Origin of the sequence: Luteibacter sp. 3190 (genome assembly GCF_031456385.1) — a bacterium.
Lineage (GTDB): Bacteria > Pseudomonadota > Gammaproteobacteria > Xanthomonadales > Rhodanobacteraceae > Luteibacter.
This window is the reverse complement of sequence record NZ_JAVDUO010000001.1, coordinates 1,733,926-1,754,519: the sequence shown is the minus strand read 5'-3', so window position 1 is coordinate 1,754,519 and position 20,594 is coordinate 1,733,926. Positions and strand designations below refer to the sequence as shown.

Here is a 20,594-nt window from a genome sequence, read left to right as displayed (position 1 = left end):
GGTACCCATCTGGTAGAATTCACGTCGTTTGCGTGCCCCAACGGCGCGGTCCCGGGCGCTCGCGCGTCCGGAGCCTACCCCCACCGTCGCGGGTTCACCCCATTGGCTTGCCAGCCGCCCACCCTCCGGTCCCCGAAGGAGACTGTCGCCCATGGCTTGGAACGAACCCGGCAACGGCCAGAAGGATCCCTGGAACCGCAACAGGCCGGGCGGGCGCAAGCCCGACATCGATGCCGCCATCAAGAACCTGAAGGCGCGTTTCGGCCGGTTCGGCGCAGGCAGCGGCGGCGTGTTCGCCATCGTCGTGGTCTTCATCGTGGCCTGGCTGCTGGTCTCCAGCTACACCGTGATCGACGCCCGCCAGGTCGGCGTCGTGCTGCGCTTCGGCCAGTTCTCGCGCGTGCTCCCGCCGGGCTTCCACCTCAAGGCGCCGAGCCCGGTCGAGACGGTCACCAAGGTCGAGACCACGCAGGTGCGTTCGGTGTCCGACAACGTCTCGATGCTCACGCGCGACGAGAACATCATCGCCATCGACTTCAACGTGCAGTACCAGGTCTCCGATGCCCGGAAGTTCCTGTATTCGAACGCCGATCGCGAAGAGACCACCATCCACAACGCCGCCGAGGCGGCCGTCCGCTCCGTCGTCGGCGCGAACATCATGGACAACATCCTGACCACGCCGGGCGTAGACACGCCGGCACCGGCGCAGGCCCCCGTGGCCGGCGTGGCGCCTGCGGCGAAGGAAACCCTGCAGCAGCAGACGCGGGACATCCTCCAGGCCACGCTCGACAAGTACGACGCCGGCATCCTGGTGACGGGCGTCAGCTTCCAGAACGTGTCGCCGCCCGCGCAGGTGAAGGACGCCTTCGACGACGTCAACGCCGCGCGCGAGGACAAGCAGAGCGAAGAGAACAAGGCCCGCGCCTACGAAAGCCAGGTGGTCCCGGTGGCCCGCGGCGAAGCCGCGCGCATCGCGGCGGAAGCCGACGCCGAACGCGTCGAGCGCATCGCGCGCGCCAACGGCGACGTCGAGCGCTTCAGCCTGCTGCTCAAGGAATACCGCGCCGCGCCTGAGGTGACGCGCCGGCGCCTGTGGCTGGAAACCGTCGAGGAAGTCATGGCCGGCAATCCGAAGGTCGTCGATGGCAGCAACGGCAAGAACATCGTCCAGCTCCCGGTGGAGCCCAACAACGGCACCGTCCGCAACGTGCCGGGCGTCGGCACCGTCATCCAGTCCGCGACCACCGACGCCAATCCGAATCCGCAGGGGAGCGCCCAGTGAAGATCGTTTCCGGCCTCATCGTCGTCGCGCTCGTCCTGCTCGGCTTCAACAGCGCCTTCATCGTGAAGGAAGGCGAGAACGCGCTGCTCCTGCAGTTCGGGCGCATCGTGCGCGCGGATTACAAGCCCGGGCTGCACTTCAAGATCCCGGTCGTCCAGCAGGTGATGCGCTTCGACAACCGCATCCTCGGCCTCGACTCCCAGCCCGAGCGTTACTTCACGCTCGAGAAGAAGAGCGTCAACGTCGACTTCTACGTGAAGTGGCGCATCGCCGACAACGCCGCCTACTATCGCGCCACGTCGGGCGAGCAGCTGCAGGCCACGCAGCGCCTCACGCCCATCGTGAAGGACGCCCTGCGTTACGAGTTCAACGCCCGTCCGCTCGAAGACCTCATCGCCGGCGGCCGCAAGGACATCACCGAGCGCGTGCGCCAGCAGACCGACACCGTGGCGCGCAAGAACCTCGGCATCGCCGTCGTCGACGTCCGCATCAAGCGCATCGATCTTCCGGACGAAGTCAGCGGCTCGGTGTACAAGCGCATGCGCGCCGAGCGCCTCCAGCTCGCCAACGAGCTGCGTTACACGGGACAGGAGAGCGCCGAGAAGATCCGCGCCGACGCCGATCGCCAGAAGCTCGTCCTGCTCGCCGACGCCAATCGCGACGCGACGAAGGTCAAGGGCGACGGCGACGCGCAGGCCGCGGCCATCTACGCCCAGGCGTACAGCCAGGACCCCGAGTTCTTCGCGTTCTATCGCAGCCTTTCCGCTTACCGGAAGGCCTTCGCCGACGGCAAGGGCACGTTCGTGCTCAAGCCCGACTCCGAATTCCTGCGCTATCTCAACGACGGCCCCGGCCGCCAGCGCTGATCCCGATCCACATCGCCCGCAAGGGCAACCGCAACGAAGAGAACCATCACATGGGTAAGTCAGTCGTCATTCTCGGCGCGCAATGGGGCGACGAGGGCAAGGGCAAGATCGTCGACCTCCTGACGGAGCGCGTCGGTGCCGTCGCTCGTTTCCAGGGCGGCCACAACGCCGGCCATACGCTGGTGATCAAGGGCAAGAAGACCGTCCTGCACCTGATCCCGTCGGGCATCCTGCGCGACGACGCGCTCTGCCTGATCGGCAACGGCGTGGTGCTCTCGCCCGCGGCGCTGATGAGCGAGATCGCCGAGCTGGAAGAGCAGGGCGTCGACGTCCGCCCGCGCCTGAAGATTTCCCCGGCGACGCCGCTGATCATGCCGTACCACATCGCCGTCGATAAGGCGCGCGAAGTCGCCTCCGGCGCCAAGGCCATCGGCACCACCGGCCGCGGCATCGGTCCGGCATACGAGGACAAGGTCGCCCGCCGCTCGATCCGCGTCGCCGACCTGATGTACCCGCACGAGCTGCCCGAGAAGGTGCAGGCCGCCGTCGAGTACCACAACTTCGTGCTCACCCAGTGGCTGAAGGCCGAGCCGGTCGATTACCAGACCGTCCTCGACGAAGCGCTGACCTGGGGCGAGTACCTGCGCCCGATGGTCGACGACGTCGCCACGATCCTGCACGACGTCCGCCAGGAAGGCGGCAACATCCTGTTCGAGGGCGCGCAGGGCGCGCTGCTCGACATCGACCACGGCACCTACCCGTACGTCACCTCGTCGAACACGACGGTGGGCGGCGCGCTCGCCGGCACCGGCGTCGGCGCGCGCGACATCGACTACGTGCTGGGTATCTGCAAGGCGTACGCCACGCGCGTAGGCGGCGGTCCGTTCCCGACCGAGCTCAACGACGACATGGGCGAGCTCCTGCGCAAGAAGGGCAACGAGTTCGGTGCCAGCACGGGCCGCCCGCGCCGCTGCGGCTGGATCGATCTCGTGGCGCTGAAGCGCGCGGTGCAGATCAACGGCATCGACGGCCTGGCGATCACGAAGCTCGACGTCCTCGACGGCCTGGAAACCATCAAGGTCTGCATCGCGTACGAGTACCGCGGCAAGCGTCGCGAGCTCGCGCCGCTGGACGCCGACGGCTGGGCCGAGTGCAAGCCGGTCTACCTCGAGTTCCCGGGCTGGGAAGAATCCACCGCGGGCATCCGCGACTGGAACAAGCTGCCGCCGGCCGCGCGCGCGTACCTCCGCGCCGTCGAGGAGCTCTCCGGTTGCAAGCTCGCCCTCGTGGCGACGGGTGCCGACCGCGACGACACGATCGTCCTCGACGACCCGTTCGGCGGCGACGACTGCTGATATTCCAGCGGTAAGCGAAAAAAAAACGCCAGCCGGAAGGCTGGCGTTTTTCATTGGAGCGGATCGACCGGGTTACGGCACCGCGCCGGTCGGGCCGGCGCCCGAGCCCTTGGATTGCGCCGCGTCGAGCATCTTGTCGAAGCTGCCCTTGTCGACCTTCTCGATGGACTTGATCTGGCACGGCGGATCGTCGCGGCGGACGATCTGCTCGTTGATGCCGCCGCACATGCGGATGTCCGGGCCGCTCACCGCCTTGTCGCTGTTCGACTGGCGGAAGCGGATGCCGCCACCGAGATCGGCGCGCGGGCAATCCGTCGTGGTGCGGATGCGGTAGTAGTTGGGACCGTTCGCCACGGCAAAGGTGCTGCCGTCGACGACCGCCCAGCGGTTGATCTGGTCGGCACGCATGCAGTCGGCGTAGGGAAGCTCGTCGCGCGCCTGCAGGCCCGACGAGGCGCAACCGGCGGAGAGGGCGCTCAGGGCGAGCAGGGATGCGGAAAGAAGATGTCGGACGTTCATGGCGCTGTCCTTTCGTGGGGTGTCCCCACGTTAAGCCTGAATCGGCGAGGTTGCGAGTATCCATGCGGCCTGGGTGCACCGCTCGTTAAGGTGGCGGACGGCTCCGCTCACGTCCGTTGAACGTTTCCTCCGGCATCGTTTCGGGCATTGGCCGTCGCGTCCCCGGCGGCACCGGAACCGTAGCGTCATGACCGTCCGCCCGCTTGGCACGTCCCCCCACCCATCGGCCAGCACGGAGCTTCTGAATCGTTTTTCCAGCGTACGCCAACGTACGGTGCAGCTGTCCGCGCACCTGCGACCGGAAGACACGGTCGTGCAATCGATGCCGGATGCCAGTCCCACGAAGTGGCATCTCGCCCACACCACATGGTTCTTCGAGCAGTTCATCCTCGAACGCGATCCGGCCTACGTATCGCCGAATCCGGAATGGCACTTCCTCTTCAACTCGTACTACCAGTCGGTGGGGCCGATGCACTCGCGGCCGCGGCGCGGCATGCTCACCCGGCCCACGCTCGACGAAGTGCGGGATTATCGGTCGCGCGTCGACGAGGCGATCGCGGAACGCATCGTGCGCCATGGCGATCCGGAACTGGCGACGCTCATCGAGCTGGGCTGCCAGCACGAGCAACAGCATCAGGAATTGCTGCTGACCGACATCAAGCACGCGTTCGCGCAGAATCCGCTCGAGCCGGCCTTCGCTCCGGACGCGCCGCGTGCCCTGTCGATGGCGGCGCCGGCCCTGGGCTACGTGCCATTCGATGAGGGCGTGGTCGAGGTCGGTTACGCCGGCGACGGGTTCCATTTCGACAACGAGGGCCCGCGTCACCGCACCTACCGGCAGGCGGGCTCGCTGGCCAATCGTCCGGTGACGAACGCGGAGTTCCTGGCCTTCATCCAGGACGGCGGCTATCGCGAGCCGACGCTCTGGCTCTCCGACGGCTGGGCGACGGTGCAGGCGGAGGGCTGGTCGCGGCCCCTGTACTGGGACGAGGCCTGCGAAACCGAATTCACCCTGCATGGGCGCCGTGCCATCGACCCGCACGCCCCCGTTTGCCACGTCAGCTATTTCGAAGCCGACGCCTTCGCACGCTGGGCCGGCGCGCGGCTGCCGACGGAAGCCGAATGGGAAACGATGGCCGCCGGCATTCCCGTGCAGGGCAACTTCCAGGAATCGGGCCTGTTCCACCCGCGCGCGACATCGTTCGAAACAGCCCTGGGCCAGATGTACGGCGACGTTTGGGAATGGACGATGAGCCCTTATGTCAGTTATCCGGGTTTCCGTCCCCTGGCCGGCGCCCTCGGCGAGTACAACGGAAAATTCATGAACGGCCAGTGGGTGCTTCGCGGGGGATCCTGCGCCACGCCCGCCGATCATGTCCGCCCGACGTACCGCAACTTTTTTCCTCCCCATGCCCGCTGGCAGTTCACGGGGATACGACTGGGAACCGATCGATGAGCGCTCAACCGAAAGACATCCGCGTCGACGACCGTCATCCGGATGTCGAGGACACCCTCGAAACCGTCCGTCGCGGTCTGGCGGCGACGCCGAAGCGGCTGCCGTCGCGACTCTTCTACGACGAACGCGGATCGGCCCTGTTCGAGGCGATCTGCGAACAGCCGGAGTATTACCTCACGCGCACCGAGATCGCGATCATGCGCGACCATGCCGCGGACATCGCCGCGACGCTCGGTCCGGATGTCCGCCTGGTGGAGTACGGTAGCGGCAGCGGCATCAAGACGCGCATGCTGCTGGAGCATCTCGAGACGCCGGTCGCGTACGTTCCGGTGGAGATCTCGCGTTCGGCGTTGATGGAGAGCGTCGCGGAACTGGCGACGCGTTTCCCGGACGTGCCGATGCAGCCGGTGTGCGCCGACTTCACGCAGCCGCTGCGCCTGCCGGTCGCGTCGCGCTCACCGCGTCGCACCGTGATCTATTTTCCGGGCTCGACCATCGGCAACTTCGAGACGAAGGACGCCATCCGGATCCTGCGCCAGATGCGCGCCGAGATGAGCGACGGCGGTGGCGTCGTCGTGGGCGTGGACCTGAAGAAGGACACGGCACAGATCGAGGCCGCCTACAACGACGCCGCGGGCGTCACGCGCGACTTCACCCTCAACATGCTGGTGCGGCTGAACCGTGAGATCGGCGCCGACTTCGACGTGGCATCGTTCCGCCACCGCGCGCGTTACAACGCGCTCGCGGGTCGCATCGAGACCGACCTCGTCAGCACGAAGCGGCAGGACGTGCGCGTGGGCGGCGAGACCTTCGCCTTCCGCGAGGACGAAGCCATGCATGTGGAATACAGCTGCAAGTACTCGCTCGACGATTTCGCGCAGATGGCCAGCAAGGCCGGACTCGCGGTGGAAAAGGTCTGGATGGACGAGGACCGCCGTTTCAGCGTGCAGTACCTGGTGCGGTCCAGCCCGGTAGCCTGAGGGCGCGTAATCGCCGATGCGATCAAGGCCTTCGAAGAGCTCCCTACCGAAGGGTGGGAGCCGATCTTATCGGCGATGGGGAGCAGGTGGCCGGAGGCCTAGCCCGGCCTAGGCGCCCCCAGCGACACCAGCAGATCCTGCGCCGTGCGCACTCGCTCCGCCGAACCCGGCAGATCGAGGATCACGCGCAGCTTGTCCTGTCCGTCCATCTTGAACACGCGCGGCTGCTGCTGGATCAGCTTGATCAGTGCCATCGGATCGATGTCGGGCTTCTCGCGGAAGGTGACGCGTCCGCCATTGGCGCCGAAGTCGAGTTTCCGGATGCCCAGCGGCGTCGCCATCAGCTTCAGCTGCGCCACGGCGAACAGGCATTTGGTCTGGTCCGGGAGCAGGCCGAAGCGGTCGATCATCTCCACCTGCAGCTCGCGCAGCCCTTCCTCGTTTCGTGCGCTCGCGATGCGCTTGTACAGCGTCAGGCGCGTGTGGACGTCGGGCAGGTAATCCTCGGGAATCAGCGCCGGCAGGTGCAGTTCGACCTCGGTCTCGTGTTCCGAGGTGAGGTCGAAGTCCGGCACCTTGCCCGATTTCAGCGCACGCACCGCGCGATCGAGCAGCTCGGTGTAGAGCCCGAAGCCGATCTCCTGGATCTGACCCGACTGCTCCTCGCCCAGCATCTCGCCCGCGCCGCGGATCTCGAGATCGTGCGTGGCGAGCGTGAAACCGGCGCCCAGTTCCTCCAGCGACGCGAGCGCTTCGAGGCGCTTCTCCGCGTCGGCCGTCATCGCCTTGCGGTCGGGCACGATCAGATAGGCATAGGCACGATGGTGCGAGCGTCCGACGCGGCCACGCAGCTGGTGCAGCTGCGCCAGGCCGAAACGGTCGGCGCGATTGACGATGATGGTGTTCGCGGTGGGAATGTCGATGCCCGACTCGATGATCGTGGTCGACACGAGCACGTTGAACCGCTGGCGGTGGAAGTCCGCCATCACCTGTTCCAGTTCGCGCTCGGGCATCTGTCCGTGCGCGACGCGGATGCGCGCCTCGGGCACCAGTTCGCCGAGCTCGCGCGCCGTGCGCTCGATGGACTCCACCTCGTTGTGCAGGAAGTACACCTGGCCGCCGCGCGCGAGTTCACGCTGGACGGCTTCGCGGATCAGCGCGGGCTGCCAGGTCGAGATCAGCGTGCGCACGGCGGTGCGATGCGCCGGCGGCGTGGCGATGATGGACAGATCGCGCAAACCGCTCATCGCCATGTTCAGCGTGCGCGGGATGGGCGTGGCGGTCAGCGTGAGCAGATCGACCTCGGCGCGCAGCTTCTTCAGCTGCTCCTTCTGGCGCACGCCGAAGCGCTGTTCCTCGTCGACGATGACGAGGCCGAGGTTCTTGAAGCGGATGTCCGGCTGCAGGAGCTTGTGCGTGCCGACCATGACGTCGACCTGGCCGTCGGCGAGGCGTTCGAGCGCCGCGTCGACTTCCTTCTTCGACTTGAAGCGCGACAGCACGTCGACCCGCACCGGCCAGTCGGCGAAGCGGTCCGCGAAGTTGCGGTAGTGCTGCTGCGCGAGCAGGGTGGTGGGCACGAGCACCGCCACCTGCTTACCGGCCGTGGCGGCCGCGAACGCCGCGCGCAGCGCGACCTCGGTCTTGCCGAAGCCCACGTCGCCGCAGACCACGCGGTCCATGGCGCGCGGCGCGGCCAGGTCGACGATCACCGAATCGATGGCCGCCTGCTGGTCCGGCGTTTCCTCGAACGGGAACGTCGCGGCGAATTCTTCGATCATCTGCCGGTCGACGGGCAGCGACTCGCCCTGGCGCGCTTCGCGCTGGGCGTAGATGGCCAGCAGCTCCGCGGCCACGTCGCGCACCTTCTCGGCGGCCTTCTTGCGGGCACGCTCCCACGCGTCGCCGCCGAGCGAATGCAGCGGCGCCAGTTCCGGCGCGGTGCCCGTGTAGCGGCTGACGAGGCCGAGCTGGGCCACGGGGACGTAGAGCTTGTCGCCCTTGGCGTACTCGATGGTGAGGAATTCACCCGGCATGTCGCCGACGTCGAGCGAGACGAGGCCCTGGTAGCGGCCCACGCCGTGATCGATATGGACGATCGGCGATCCGACGGAGAGTTCCGTCAGGTCCTTGATGATGCTCTCGGGATCGCGCGCGGCGCCGGCGCGGCGCTTGCGGTCGGTGCGCACGCGCTCGCCGAACAGTTCGCGCTCGGTGAGCACCGTGAGCGCCGGTTCCGTGAGCGCGAAACCCTGTTCGAGCGACGCGGCGGTGATGGCCAGCGCCTCACCGCGCGCGAGGAAATCCTTCCAGCCGTCGACGATGACCGGTTTCAGTCCCGCGCCGGCCAGCTGCTCGATGAGCGCCTCGCGACGGCCGGCGGAGTCGGCGGCGATCAGCACGCGTCCCGGGTAGCTGGCGAGGAAATGGCGCAGGGCGGTGCCGGGTTCCTCGCCCTTGCGGTTGAGGGGCACCTCGGGCGCGGGCTGCGTGCCGAGATCGACGGCGTGCTCGTGGCCCTTCGCCACGACGTCGACGCGCGCCTGGCGGTTCAGGCGCTCGCGCAACTGTTCCGGCGGCAGGTAGATCTCCGCCGGGGGAAGCACGGGGCGCTCGATGTCGTGCGCGCGCTGGTCGTAGCGCTCGGCGGTCTGGGTCCAGAACTGTTCGGAGGACTCGAGCGTGCCCTCGCCGAGGACGAACAGCGCGTCGCCCGCGATGTAGTCGAACAGCGTTTCCGTCACCGGGAAGAACAGCGGCAGGTAGTACTCGATGCCGCCCGGCGTCATGCCTTCTTTCATGTCCTGGTAGAGCGGGCAGCGGCGGATGTCGATCGGGAAGCGTTCGCGCAGGTTGGCGCGGAAGTTCTTCGCGGCGTCTTCCGTCAGCGGGAATTCGCGCGCCGGCAGCAGGTCGACGCCGTCGACCTGCTGTTGCGAGCGCTGCGTTTCCGTGTCGAAGGTGCGGATCGACTCCACTTCATCGTCGAACAGTTCGACGCGGTAGGGCTCGCTCGCGCCCATCGCGTAGATGTCGATCAGCGCGCCGCGCACCGCGAAGTCGCCGGGCTCGGTCACCTGCGGCACGTTGCGGTAGCCGGCGGCTTCCAGGCGGCGCTGCTCGGCGGCGAGATCGAGCTTCTGCCCCTTGCGCAGCACGAGGCCCGACCCGGTGATGTGCGTGCGCGGCGCGATGCGCTGCATCAGCGTGGCGACCGGCACGACGAGCACGCCGCGCCGCGTGGTCGGCAGGCGGTACAGGGTGGCGACGCGCTGCGAGACGACTTCCGGATGCGGGCTGAAGACGTCGTACGGCAGGGTTTCCCAGTCGGGGAAATGCAGCACGGGCAACTCGCCCGCGAAGACCGCCAGCTCGCTCTCGAGGTTGTCGGCGCTACGGGTATCGCGCACCACTACGACCAGCAGGCCGTCGTGGGCGCGCGCCGCCTCGGCGATTTCCAGCGCCCAGGACGAGCCGTGCGGCGCGGCCCAGTAGCGGCGGGTCTTGGCGTTGACGGGGAGCGGAGGGCGGGGAAGCGCTACGGGCATGGAATCGGGCGACGGCCTTGCGGACAAGTCGTCGATTGTACTACCCCACGGTCACGCCCCCGTGAGGCGCAAGGCACGGTAGGAGCGCGCCACGCGCGCGACATCTTTTCGCGGAGAGCTCAGGACCTGATGCTCACGGCCTCAAGACATGTCGCGCGCAGGGCGCGCTCCTACCTCAAGGGCGAGCCACGCGTCCGTGGGAGCTCAGTCGGCGATATCCGGCTCGAAGAAGCTCCAGCGGACGTCCCGGAACTTCGCCTTGAAATCGGCCTCGACGATGTTGATGGCCTCGACCATGGCGCGGGCCGTGGGCGTCGGCGCCATCTTCGCCTTGATCGCCACCATGACGTCCGTACCCATCTGCAGGGTCAGGACGTTGTAGACGGTGTCGATCTCGGGGCGGGCCTCGAGGAACGCGAGCATCGCCGCCCGCTGCTTCGGTTCGACGCCCTGGCCGATCAGCAGCGCCTTCACCTCGCGGGCGACGGCGATGGCGACCACGATCAGCAGGACGCCGATGGCGATGGTGCCCAGCGCGTCGAAGAGCAGGTTGCCCGTGAGCATGGTCAGCAGGACGGCGACCAGCGCCAGGCACAGGCCGACGAGCGCGGCGAGGTCCTCGCCGAAGATCACCAGCAGCTCGCTGGCGCGAGTCTCGCGGAACCACTGCCAGAGGGTCCGGCCCTCGCGCGCCTTGTTCACCTCCTGCATGCAGCCGTGCATCGAGATGCCTTCGGTCACGATCGAGAAGGCGAGCACGCCCACGGCCAGCCATGCGTAACGCAGCGGCTCCGGGTGGGTCAGCTTGTGGATGCCCTCGTAGACCGAGAACATGCCGCCGACGCTGAAGAGCAGGATGGCGACGAGGAACGACCAGAAATACAGCGCGCGACCCCAGCCCAGGGGGTAATCCGGCGAGGGCGGCCGCTTCGCCTGGCGCATGCCGAGCAGCAGCAGGCCCTGGTTGCCGCAGTCGGCCAGCGAGTGGACCGCCTCGGCCAGCATCGCGCCCGAACCCGTGAAGATCGCCGCGACCAGCTTGGCGACGAAGATGGCGAAGTTGGCACCGAGCGCGAGAAAGATCGCGCGCTTCGAGTCGGCATGTCCGGACATGAGGTTCCTAGCGTCGAAGGAAGGCCCGCGGCATCTTCCGCGCGGGCCGATCCGCAAGATCTTACCGTATGACGCCGACGCCCACGCCGAAGCTCACGTTCGGATGGCCGCCGGACATCTCCTTGGCCGTCCAGACGTGCGACTGGTTCACCGAGACCAGCGGGAAGGTGTACTGCGCCTGCCCGACGTTGCCGGTACGCGTGCCGTTGAGGCGACCGGCGATGGTCACGAGGCCGCCGGCGGGGTAGTCGAGGCTTTCGACGTAACCCGGCATGGCGGCGATGAAGCGGCCGTTGCCGGTGTCGTTCGACTGCGGCCGCTGCGAGCCGTCGAGCGGATAGGCGAGGACTTCGATCTCGCTGTGGTCCGCGAAGTTGCGGACGTTGACGATGCGGCCGCCCCAGATCACGTCGGCCGAGGCGTAGCGCTCCGGCTCGCGCGCGACCTGTGCCGGCGGCACGGCGGCGTTGTTGGGCGTGGGCTTGTAGATCGGGGCGGGTGCGCAGCCTGCGAGCGCGGCCGCGAGGACGGCGGCGGACAGGGCGAGACGGGCGTTGGTCGGGCGCATGGGTCGACTCCTGGCGTGTGGAGCGACTTTAGCGCCTCCGGACTGAATGCGGCGCGTGCGGACCGTGGGCGGGAGCTTCATCCTTGCCTTCTTCCACCAGCCAGGTCAGCCGGTATTCGGATTCGCCCGGCGTGCCGAGCAGCTTCGGCAGCAGCCGCAACGAGTCGCGAAGGGCGTCATCGAGTTTCCACGGGGCGTTCACGATCACCATGCCGGTGCCGTTGAGGCGTAGCGGGGAGTCGTCCGGCCGCAACAGCAACTCGACCGCCAGCACGCGCTTCGCGCCGCATTTGCCGAGCCAGCGGTGGAACGGCTGCACGTGGCTGCGCAGCTTGATCGGATACCAGACGGCGAACACGCCGGTGGGCCATTTCGCCATGGCCGCCTTCAGCGATTTTTCGATCGTGCGGAACTCGGCTTCCTGCGCCTCGAACGGCGGGTCGATCAGCACCAGCCCGCGCTTTTCCTTCGGCGGCACGAGCGCGTTGAGCGCCTCGTACCCGTCGCGCTGGTGCACGTGCACGCGCTTGTCGTGGTGGAACAGCTGGCGCAGCGCGCCGGCCTCCTCGGGGTGCAGCTCGCACAACTGCGCGCTGTCGGTGGGTCGCATCAGGTGCGCGGCGATCCACGGCGAGCCCGGGTAGAAGCGCATCTCGTCGCCTTCGTTGCAGGCGCGGACGATCTCCAGCCATTTCCACAACAGGGGCGGCAGGCCGGTCGCGGTCCGGAGGACACCGAATCCCGCATCCGCTTCGTTCGTCTTGCGGGCTTCGGAGCCCTTGAGGTCGTAGCGGCCCCGACCCGCGTGGGTGTCGATGTAACAGAAGGGCGAGGCCTTCTGCTCGAGGGCGTCGATCAGGGCCACGAGCACCATGTGCTTGAGGACATCGGCGAAGTTGCCGGCATGGTACGCGTGGCGGTAGTTCATCGACGGAGTATAGCGGGCGCCACCCCCGCCCGCCGCCCCGGAAGGGCGGGTCAGCCCAGCTGGCTGCCCAACCGCAGGTTGATGCCGAGCCGCGTGGCGACGATCCGCATCGCTTCGTCGTCGCGCGACGACGTGATCCAGCCGGCCAGCACCTCGTCGTCGGCCTCGCGGGACCAGAGGGTGTAGCCGTGCTGGTTCAGCTGATCGAACGCGCGCGCGAACACCTCGGCGCCATCGAGGTCCTCGTGGAACTCGTCGTCGTCCGGGTCCCCGTCCCAGTCGATCGTGAGGTTCCAGCGGCTGACCAGCTCGTTGATGGCCTCCACCAGCGTGCGGGTGTCGTCTTCGTCGACCTCGAACCCCGAGCGCCAGTCCGTCACCCGCGCCACGATGTGCATCGGGTCGTCGTCGCCTTCTTCCTCCGCCGTCTCGCGGTAGGCGTTGAACTGCTGGAGCGCGCCGTCCTCGTCGCCCGGATTGATGAGCAGCAGCAACTGCCAGACCTGCTTCTCGACGGTGTCCTCGGCATCCTCGTCGTCGTCGTCGTCGTGGTCGAAACGGTCGTCGTAGTCGTCGTCTTCCCAGGAGGCCATGGCGTTCCAGTGATCGGGTGGGGACGCCCATTATGTGGCAACCGCGCCCGCCCGGAGCCCTTCGCCTACCCATTTTTCTTATTGACCCGTTGCCGAAAACGCGGTGTCCTTGGTTTAGCCATCCATTCGGCTCGGTCCGCGCAGGGCCGGTATCAAGGGGGAATACCTATGAAAGCCGTCACTTTCGCACGGGCGACGGGCGTCGCCATCCTGCTGTTCGCCAGCGGCATCGCCGCGGCCCGGTCCGACGACACGCCGCCGGACTCGATCTGCAGCGTCGTCGGCACGGCCCAGCGTTACGTCGGGACCACGGTCACGGTCAGGGGCGTCGCCAGCACCGAGGGCAAGGTCACCACGCTCTCGGACACCCAGTGCGCCGCCTCGCTGAGCCTGAGCATGGACGACAACGCCAGCAAGAAACGCGACGTGTCGGCGTTCCGCCGGACCGTGGGCGAGAAGGGCGTGAAGGCCGATGCCACCGTCTTCGGGCGCTTCAAGGCCACCGGGGACGCGAAGGCGCCCTACGGGATCGACGTCTACAGCGTGCGCGACGTCAACGAGCTGCCGGCCGCCGAAGGCGGCTGACCGCGCGGCGCTGGCGCGCCGCACGGACGATCCGCTAGGCTTCCGGGCTCCACGGCCATGCCGGGTTCGAGCCCGGTCGCGCCGTTTTCGCCAACGGATGCCCGATGCAGCAGCTGGACAAGGTAAGGGTCGGGGTGATCGGCCTCGGATACGTCGGGCTCCCGCTGGCCGTCGAGTTCGGCAAGCGCTATCCGACCCTTGGGTTCGACATCGACGCCTCCCGCGTGGAGGAGCTGCGTGCCGGCACCGATCGCACCCTGGAAGTGGACAAGGCCGCGCTCGACGCCGCGGCCCGGCTGACCTACGCCAGCGACCTGGATGCGTTGCGCGAGTGCACGGTCTACATCGTCACCGTGCCCACCCCGATCGACAGGGCGAAGCGCCCCGACCTGACGCCGCTCACGCGTGCCAGCGAGACGCTGGGGAAAGTGCTCAAGCGTGGTGACGTGGTCGTCTACGAATCCACGGTCTATCCCGGGTGCACCGAAGAGGTCTGCGTCCCGATCCTCGAACGCGAGTCGGGTCTCGTGTTCAACGAGGATTTCTTCGTCGGCTACAGCCCCGAACGCATCAATCCGGGCGACCGGCAGCATCGCGTTACGACGATCCGCAAGGTCACGTCCGGATCAACGCCGGCGACCGCGGAGTTCGTCGACGGCCTCTACGCCAGCATCATCGACGCGGGCACGTACAAGGCGAGCGCCATCAAGGTCGCCGAGGCCGCCAAGGTCATCGAGAACACGCAGCGCGACCTCAACATCGCGCTGGTCAACGACCTGGCGATCCTGTTCAACAAGCTCGGTATCGACACGCTGGAAGTGCTGGAAGCCGCGGGCACGAAGTGGAATTTCCTTCCGTTCCGACCGGGCCTCGTCGGCGGCCATTGCATCGGCGTCGATCCGTATTACCTCACGCACAAGGCGCAGGAGGTCGGCCACCATCCGGACGTCATCCTCGCCGGTCGTCGCACCAACGACGGCATGGGTCCGTACATCGCGGGTGAGCTGATCCGCCTGATGGTCTGCAAGGGGCTCAACCCGGTCGGCGCGCGCGTGCTCGTGCTGGGCCTGGCCTTCAAGGAAAACTGCCCCGACCTGCGCAACACGCGTGTCGTCGACATCATCGCGTCGCTGAAAACCTATAACGCGACGATCGACGTCCACGATCCCTGGGTGGATGCCGCGGAGGCCGAGCACGAATACGGCCTGCGCACCGTCGCGGCGCCGGACGCCGGCGCGTACGACGCCATCGTCGTGGCCGTGGCGCACCGGCAGTTCCACGCGCTGGGCGCCGAGGGCATCCGCGCCTTCGGCAAGCCGGGCGCGGTCATCTACGACGTCAAATACGTGCTGCCGCGCGACGCGGTGGACGGCAGACTCTGAAGCGGAGCGGATCGATGAAGGTACTGGTCACCGGCACGGCGGGCTTCATCGGGTCGCACGTGGCCATGCGGCTGCTCGAGCGGGGCGACGAGGTGATCGGCCTCGACAACCTCAACGACTACTACGACGTGACGCTGAAGCAGGCGCGCCTCGACCGCTTCCGCGAGCATCCGCGCTACACCCACGTGCATGCCGACCTCGCCGACCGCGAGGCCGTCGCCCGGGTGTTCGCGACGCACCGGCCGCGACGGGTGGTGCACCTCGCGGCGCAAGCGGGCGTGCGCTACGCCGCGCAGAACCCGCATGTGTACGTGTCGAGCAACGTCACCGGCTTCCTGCACGTGCTCGAAGGCTGCCGCGACCTCGGCGTCGAACACCTCGTGTTCGCGTCGACGAGTTCGGTCTATGGCGCCAACCGCACGATGCCGTTCTCGGAGCACGATTCGGCCGAGCATCCGCTGACGCTGTACGCCGCGACGAAGAAAGCCAACGAGCAGATGGCGCACAGCTACGCGCACCTCTACGGCATCCCGAGCACCGGCCTGCGTTTCTTCACGGTATATGGCCCCTGGGGCCGCCCCGACATGGCGCTGTTCCTGTTCACCCGCGCGATCCTCGCCGGCGAGCCGCTGCGCGTGTTCAACCACGGCCGGCATCGGCGCAGCTTCACCTACGTCGACGACATCGTCGAAGGCGTCATCCGCTGCCTCGATCGGCCGCCGACCGTTGACACCGACTGGAACGGCGCCTCGCCCGATCCGTCGTCCAGCGGCGTGGCGCCGTTCCGGCTCTACAACATCGGCAACGAGCAGCCTGTCGAGCTGCTCGACTACATCCGCCGGCTGGAGCAGTGCCTCGGCCGCGAGGCGATCCTGGAGATGCTCCCGCTGCAACCAGGCGACGTGCCCGACACGGCGGCCGACGTGAGCGAGCTGCAACGTGCGATCGACTACGCGCCGCAGGTGTCGGTGGAAGAGGGCGTCGACCGCTTCGTCCGCTGGTACCGCGATTACTACAAGGCCTGACCCGGCATGCTTCGGTAGGATCCGGCCGCGACAGTTCTCGCCAGGGGCGACAGGCCCTGCGGCTCACGGCCCCAACGGCGTCGCGGCCAGGTCCGCTCCAACAGATATCGTGTGGGAGCGGACCCGGCCGCGACAGCTTTTCGCCGGACGCATCAGGCCCCGCGGCTCACGGCCCCAACGGCGTCGCGGCCAGGTCCGCTCCAACAGGTACCGTGTGGGAGCGGACCCGGCCGCGACAGCTTTTCGCGGGGCGCATCAGGCCCCGCGGCTCACGGCCTCAACGGCGTCGCGGCCAGGTCCGCTCCAACAGATATCGTGTGGGAGCGGACCCGGCCGCGACAGCTTTTCGCGGGGCGCTCAGGTCCCGATGCGCCCGGCTCCAACGGCATCGCGGCCAGGCCCGCTCCCACCGCGGGAGACCTCCCGCGCAAGGTACGGGGCCGTGCGGCTATCCGCCGCCGCGGCCACCTCGGTCGGCGGACCCGACGCGACGATCCGGCCGCCCGCCGCGCCCGCGCCGGGTCCGACATCGATGACCCAGTCGCTGCCCGCCACCACACGCATCTCGTGTTCGACGACGACGACGGTGTTGCCGGCGTCGACCAGTCCCTGCAGTTGCGTCACCAGCTTGTCGACGTCCGAAGGGTGCAGGCCCGTCGTCGGCTCGTCGAGCACGTAGAAGTTGCTGCCGCGCTGCGTGCGCTGAAGTTCGGTCGCCAGCTTGATGCGCTGCGCCTCGCCGCCGGATAGCTCCGTCGCCGGCTGTCCGAGGCGCAGGTAGCCGAGTCCGATGTCGCGCAGGAGCAGGAGGGGCTTCAGCACGGCCGCCTCGTCGGCGAAGAATTCACAGGCCTCCTCGACGGTCAGACGCAGGACCTCGGCGATGTTCTTGCCGTTCCAGACGATCTTCAGCGTCTGTTCGTTGTAGCGCGCGCCGTGACAGGTGGGGCAGGGCGCGTACACGCTCGGCATGAAGAGCAGCTCGACGCTGACGAAGCCCTCGCCTTCACAGGTTTCACAGCGCCCCTTGGCGACGTTGAAAGAGAAGCGCCCCGCGTCGTAACGCTTCGCCTTCGCCGCTTTGGTGCTTGCGAACAGCTTGCGTACGTGGTCGAAGAGACCGGTGTAGGTCGCGAGGTTGGAGCGGGGCGTGCGCCCGATAGGTCGCTGGTCGACCTGCACGAGCCGCGTGATCGCTTCGGCACCGGCGTGGATGTGGCCGCCGCCAGGGGTGAGAACGCTCGGTTCCTCGTCCTCGTCGTCGGGACGAGAAGGCTCATGGCCGAGATGTTCGCCGAGCAGCTCGACGAGCGCCTGGCTGACGAGGCTCGATTTGCCCGAGCCCGAGATGCCGGTGACGGCCGTGAACGTTCCCAGCGGGAAGGCGACGTCGAGGTTCGAGAGATTGTTGCGCGTGATGCCGCGCAGTTCGAGCCAGCCGCGCGGCGTCCGGAGCGTTCGCGGTGCGACGGTGCGGTCGCCGAACAGGTAGCGCGCGGTATGCGATCCGCGAACCTGCGCGAGTCCCTCGGGCGGGCCGCTGTACAGGATCTCGCCGCCGCGTTCGCCCGCGTCGGGGCCGACGTCGATCAGCCAGTCCGCACGGCGCATCACGTCGAGGTCGTGCTCGACCACGAAGATCGTGTTGCCCGAACGCTTGAGCTGTTCCAGCGCGGCAAGCAGCGCTTCGCCATCGGCAGGATGCAGCCCCGCCGACGGTTCGTCGAGCACGTAGACCACGCCGAAGAGGTTGGAACGAATCTGCGTCGCGAGGCGCAGGCGCTGCAGTTCTCCCGGCGAAAGGGTGGGACTGCTCCGGTCCATCGAGAGGTAGCCGAGTCCCAGCGCCTGCAGGGTGCCGACGCGTGCGACGAGGTCCTGTGCGATGCGCTGCGCGGCGATGCGTTTTTCCGCCGAGAGATTCGGGGTTCGGCGCACGTCCGAGGAACCGTCGTGCGACGCACCGCCGCCCGCCACACGCTTCGCCGTCGCCGCCTTGCCCGCGGCGCGGCTGCGCGTCGTCGCGGTGCCTGCGTCCTCGAATCGTCCCTCGGCCGCCGGGCGCAACGTCGTGGCCAGCTCGTCGAACGACATCGCGGCGAGGGTGCCGATGTCGACGCCTGCGAAGGTCACCGAGAGCGCTTCGCGCTTGAGCCGCTTGCCACCGCAGACGGGACACACGCTGCCGACCATGTAGCGCGACACCCGCTTCTTCATCAGCGGACTCTGCGTGGTGGCGAACGTGTGCAGCACGTAGCGCCGCGCGCCCGTGTAGGTGCCCATGTAGCTGGGCTCCGTCCTGCGCTTGAGCGCCGCGCGCGTCTCGGCCGGCGTGAAGCCCGCATACACGGGCACCACGGGCTGTTCCTCGGTGAACAGGATCCAGTCGCGTTGTTTCTTCGGCAGGTCGCGCCATGGGACATCGACGTCGTAGCCGAGCGTGACCAGGATGTCGCGCAGGTTCTGCCCGTGCCATGCGGGCGGCCAGGAGGCGATGGCGCGCTCGCGGATCGTCAGGGACGGATCCGGCACCATGGTCTTCTCCGTCACCTCGTAGACCTTGCCGAGGCCATGACAGTGCGGACAGGCGCCCTGCGGGGTGTTGGGCGAGAAATCCTCGGCGTACAGCATCGGCTGCCCCGGCGGGTAGCTGCCGGCGCGCGAGTAGAGCATCCGTACGAGGCTCGACAGCGTGGTGACGCTGCCGACCGACGAGCGCGTGCCCGGCGTCCCGCGCTGCTGTTGCAACGCGACCGCGGGCGGAAGCCCCTCGATGTCGTCCACGTCGGGGACGCCGACCTGGTCGATCAGCCGTCGGGCATATGGCGCCACCGATTCGAAGTAGCGGCGCTGCGCCTCGGCGTACAGCGTGCCGAACGCCAGCGACGATTTACCCGAGCCGGAGACGCCGGAAAACACGACGAGGGCGTCGCGCGGCATCGCGACGTCGATGTCCTTGAGGTTGTGCTCCCGCGCACCGCGAACCTGGACGAAACCCTGGTTCGCCATGGCGTCCATCCCGTCGTTTCGCTTCTTCATGCCGCCATTATCCCGCGCGGGGGGTGCATGGGCCGTGTCGAGCGATCCTCAGTGGGAGCGGACCCGGCCGCGACGCCGTTGGAGCCGTGAGCCGCAGGGCCTGCTGCTCACGGCGAAAAGCTGTCGCGGCCAGGTCCGCTCCAACCAGCGCTCGTCGGTCGAAAGAACAGGCTATTGCGCGACGACATCGGTGCGCGCAGGCTCGACGCCATCGTCCCGCGGAGGCCTGCCTTGATCCCACGATTCACCGACCACTCGGCCAACGAGCGTACCTATCTCGCCTGGGTGCGCACGGCGATCGCCGTGATGGCCTTCGGCTTCCTGGTCGAACGGTTCGACCTGTTCCTGGCGTTCGCCGCGGCGGAGCGTGCGCACGCGTTGCCGGCGCTGCACGTCCGCCTTTCCGAACTGGTCGGTCTTGGCCTGATCCTCGTCGGCGCGCTGATGACGCTGCTCGCGACGCGTCGCTACCGCCGCAACCGTCAGCTGATCGCGGAAGAGGAGCTGCACGAGTACTCGGGCGCCGCGCCGGAGGGGATTCTCGCCACGCTCGTAGTGATCGTGGCGATCTTCCTCGTCGGCTACGTGGCGCAGCAGCTGATCGCGATCGCCTGAACGGCGATCAGTGCACCGGCGGGCCCGAGAAGAACACAGCCAGCGCACGCGCGTCGCCGGCGCGCACGGTGACGGTGCGTGAGGCCTCGGAGGGCCGCCAGCGTGGCGCGGTCATGCCGTTGGCGTCCATCGCCACGCCGTCCACCGTGATCGTGCCGTAGATCGGCAAAACGAAGAGGGCCCGGCCCGCGGCGACCGGCATCGTCCATTCCGCGCCGGGCTTCAGGCAGACGTCGAGCATGGTCACGTCCGTCGGCGGCGCGAGTGGCGAACGCACGTTCTCGTAGCCGCCGAGCGGCACCCGGACGCGCACGCCGGGCTTGAGCACGGTCGGCACGTCCTCGGGTTCGAGCGACAGCGCGGCCGCGGGCATGTTCCGATCCGCCGGCGCGAGGTCCACGAAGATCTGCAGCGAGTGCACGGTCTTGCCTTCGACGGCCGGTACCTCGTCATGCGTGATGCCGCGGCCGGCGGTGGTCCAGTGCAGGCCGCCGGGCCGGATGAGGTTCTCGGTGCCGAGGCTGTCCCGGTTCTGCACGCCGGACTCGGAATCGAGGAACACGTACGACACGGCGGACATGTGCTGGTGCATGTGCGGCGGGAACGTAGGCGCGCTCATCCAGGCGTGGTCGACGCCGAGGAAGGGGCCCAGCTCGCCGGGCGCACCACGTAGCGTGGTGGCCCGGAAGTGCGAACCGAAGTTCATGCGGTGCAGCTTCAGGAGGTTCATCGCGGTCACC

Annotated in this window: 17 protein-coding genes; 9 read left to right on the top strand and 8 right to left on the bottom strand. The window is 68.0% G+C overall.

Annotated features, from left to right (window positions below):
* Positions 1–151: 151 nt before the first annotated feature.
* From J2X58_RS07920 to J2X58_RS07910, 3 genes are read left to right on the top strand one after another with little or no spacing between them, the layout of a single operon-like run.
* Positions 152–1,282 carry a protease modulator HflK gene (locus J2X58_RS07920; protein WP_090052659.1) on the top strand — a complete coding sequence of 377 codons (1,131 nt, stop codon included), beginning with the start codon at positions 152–154 and terminating at the stop codon, positions 1,280–1,282.
* Complete coding sequence (gene hflC, locus J2X58_RS07915; protein ID WP_090052661.1) at positions 1,279–2,148, top strand: protease modulator HflC; 870 nt, start codon at positions 1,279–1,281, stop codon at positions 2,146–2,148. The genes J2X58_RS07920 and hflC overlap by 4 nt, the downstream gene beginning before the upstream one ends.
* 50 nt (positions 2,149–2,198) lie before the next feature.
* On the top strand, positions 2,199–3,503 hold the full coding sequence (locus tag J2X58_RS07910; RefSeq protein ID WP_090052663.1) for an adenylosuccinate synthase: 1,305 nt from the start codon (positions 2,199–2,201) through the stop codon (positions 3,501–3,503).
* Positions 3,504–3,575: 72 nt separating this feature from the next.
* Here J2X58_RS07910 and J2X58_RS07905 read toward each other — a convergent pair whose 3' ends face one another.
* Positions 3,576–4,022: a DUF6491 family protein gene (locus J2X58_RS07905; protein ID WP_310047430.1), complete on the bottom strand. Its 447-nt coding sequence runs from the start codon at positions 4,020–4,022 to the stop codon at positions 3,576–3,578.
* 187 nt (positions 4,023–4,209) lie between these two features.
* On the opposite strand from J2X58_RS07905, the gene egtB reads away from it, so the two are divergent.
* Together egtB and egtD are read left to right on the top strand one after the other, a co-directional pair.
* On the top strand, positions 4,210–5,478 hold the full coding sequence (egtB, locus tag J2X58_RS07900) for an ergothioneine biosynthesis protein EgtB (RefSeq protein ID WP_310047428.1): 1,269 nt from the start codon (positions 4,210–4,212) through the stop codon (positions 5,476–5,478).
* Complete coding sequence (egtD, locus tag J2X58_RS07895) at positions 5,475–6,458, top strand: L-histidine N(alpha)-methyltransferase (RefSeq protein ID WP_090052669.1); 984 nt, start codon at positions 5,475–5,477, stop codon at positions 6,456–6,458. The genes egtB and egtD overlap by 4 nt, the downstream gene beginning before the upstream one ends.
* A 98-nt stretch (positions 6,459–6,556) precedes the next feature.
* Here the strand turns inward: egtD and mfd are convergent, their stop codons facing one another.
* From mfd to J2X58_RS07870, 5 genes are all read right to left on the bottom strand, one after another.
* The gene (mfd, locus tag J2X58_RS07890) at positions 6,557–10,006 is read right to left on the bottom strand and encodes a transcription-repair coupling factor (RefSeq protein ID WP_310047426.1); all 3,450 of its coding nucleotides are present in this window, start codon (positions 10,004–10,006) and stop codon (positions 6,557–6,559) included.
* 204 nt (positions 10,007–10,210) lie between these two features.
* Entirely contained in the window at positions 10,211–11,119 is a 909-nt protein-coding gene (locus tag J2X58_RS07885; RefSeq protein ID WP_310047425.1) for a cation diffusion facilitator family transporter, read from the bottom strand.
* Positions 11,120–11,180: 61 nt separating this feature from the next.
* Entirely contained in the window at positions 11,181–11,687 is a 507-nt protein-coding gene (locus J2X58_RS07880) for a Slp family lipoprotein (protein ID WP_310047423.1), read from the bottom strand.
* 28 nt (positions 11,688–11,715) lie between these two features.
* A complete protein-coding gene (rlmJ, locus tag J2X58_RS07875) occupies positions 11,716–12,615 on the bottom strand; it encodes a 23S rRNA (adenine(2030)-N(6))-methyltransferase RlmJ (RefSeq protein ID WP_090052678.1) in 900 nt (299 codons plus the stop codon).
* A gap of 50 nt (positions 12,616–12,665) precedes the next feature.
* A complete protein-coding gene (locus J2X58_RS07870) occupies positions 12,666–13,208 on the bottom strand; it encodes a hypothetical protein (RefSeq protein ID WP_310047422.1) in 543 nt (180 codons plus the stop codon).
* Between the two features lie 168 nt (positions 13,209–13,376).
* On the opposite strand from J2X58_RS07870, the gene J2X58_RS07865 reads away from it, so the two are divergent.
* The 3 genes from J2X58_RS07865 (at position 13,377) to J2X58_RS07855 (ending at position 16,200) form a co-directional block, all read left to right on the top strand.
* Positions 13,377–13,793: a hypothetical protein gene (locus tag J2X58_RS07865; RefSeq protein WP_310047421.1), complete on the top strand. Its 417-nt coding sequence runs from the start codon at positions 13,377–13,379 to the stop codon at positions 13,791–13,793.
* Positions 13,794–13,897: 104 nt separating this feature from the next.
* The gene (gene tviB / locus J2X58_RS07860; protein WP_310047419.1) at positions 13,898–15,175 is read left to right on the top strand and encodes a Vi polysaccharide biosynthesis UDP-N-acetylglucosamine C-6 dehydrogenase TviB; all 1,278 of its coding nucleotides are present in this window, start codon (positions 13,898–13,900) and stop codon (positions 15,173–15,175) included.
* A 14-nt stretch (positions 15,176–15,189) separates the two neighbouring features.
* Entirely contained in the window at positions 15,190–16,200 is a 1,011-nt protein-coding gene (locus tag J2X58_RS07855; protein ID WP_310047417.1) for an NAD-dependent epimerase, read from the top strand.
* Positions 16,201–16,557: 357 nt separating this feature from the next.
* Here J2X58_RS07855 and J2X58_RS07850 read toward each other — a convergent pair whose 3' ends face one another.
* Positions 16,558–19,239: an excinuclease ABC subunit UvrA gene (locus J2X58_RS07850; protein WP_310047415.1), complete on the bottom strand. Its 2,682-nt coding sequence runs from the start codon at positions 19,237–19,239 to the stop codon at positions 16,558–16,560.
* 231 nt (positions 19,240–19,470) lie between these two features.
* Here J2X58_RS07850 and J2X58_RS07845 point away from each other — a divergent pair, with 231 nt between their 5' ends.
* Positions 19,471–19,854: a DUF202 domain-containing protein gene (locus tag J2X58_RS07845; protein WP_310047413.1), complete on the top strand. Its 384-nt coding sequence runs from the start codon at positions 19,471–19,473 to the stop codon at positions 19,852–19,854.
* Between the two features lie 7 nt (positions 19,855–19,861).
* Here the strand turns inward: J2X58_RS07845 and J2X58_RS07840 are convergent, their stop codons facing one another.
* The gene (locus J2X58_RS07840) at positions 19,862–20,584 is read right to left on the bottom strand and encodes a pirin family protein (protein WP_310047411.1); all 723 of its coding nucleotides are present in this window, start codon (positions 20,582–20,584) and stop codon (positions 19,862–19,864) included.
* Positions 20,585–20,594 lie beyond the last annotated feature (10 nt).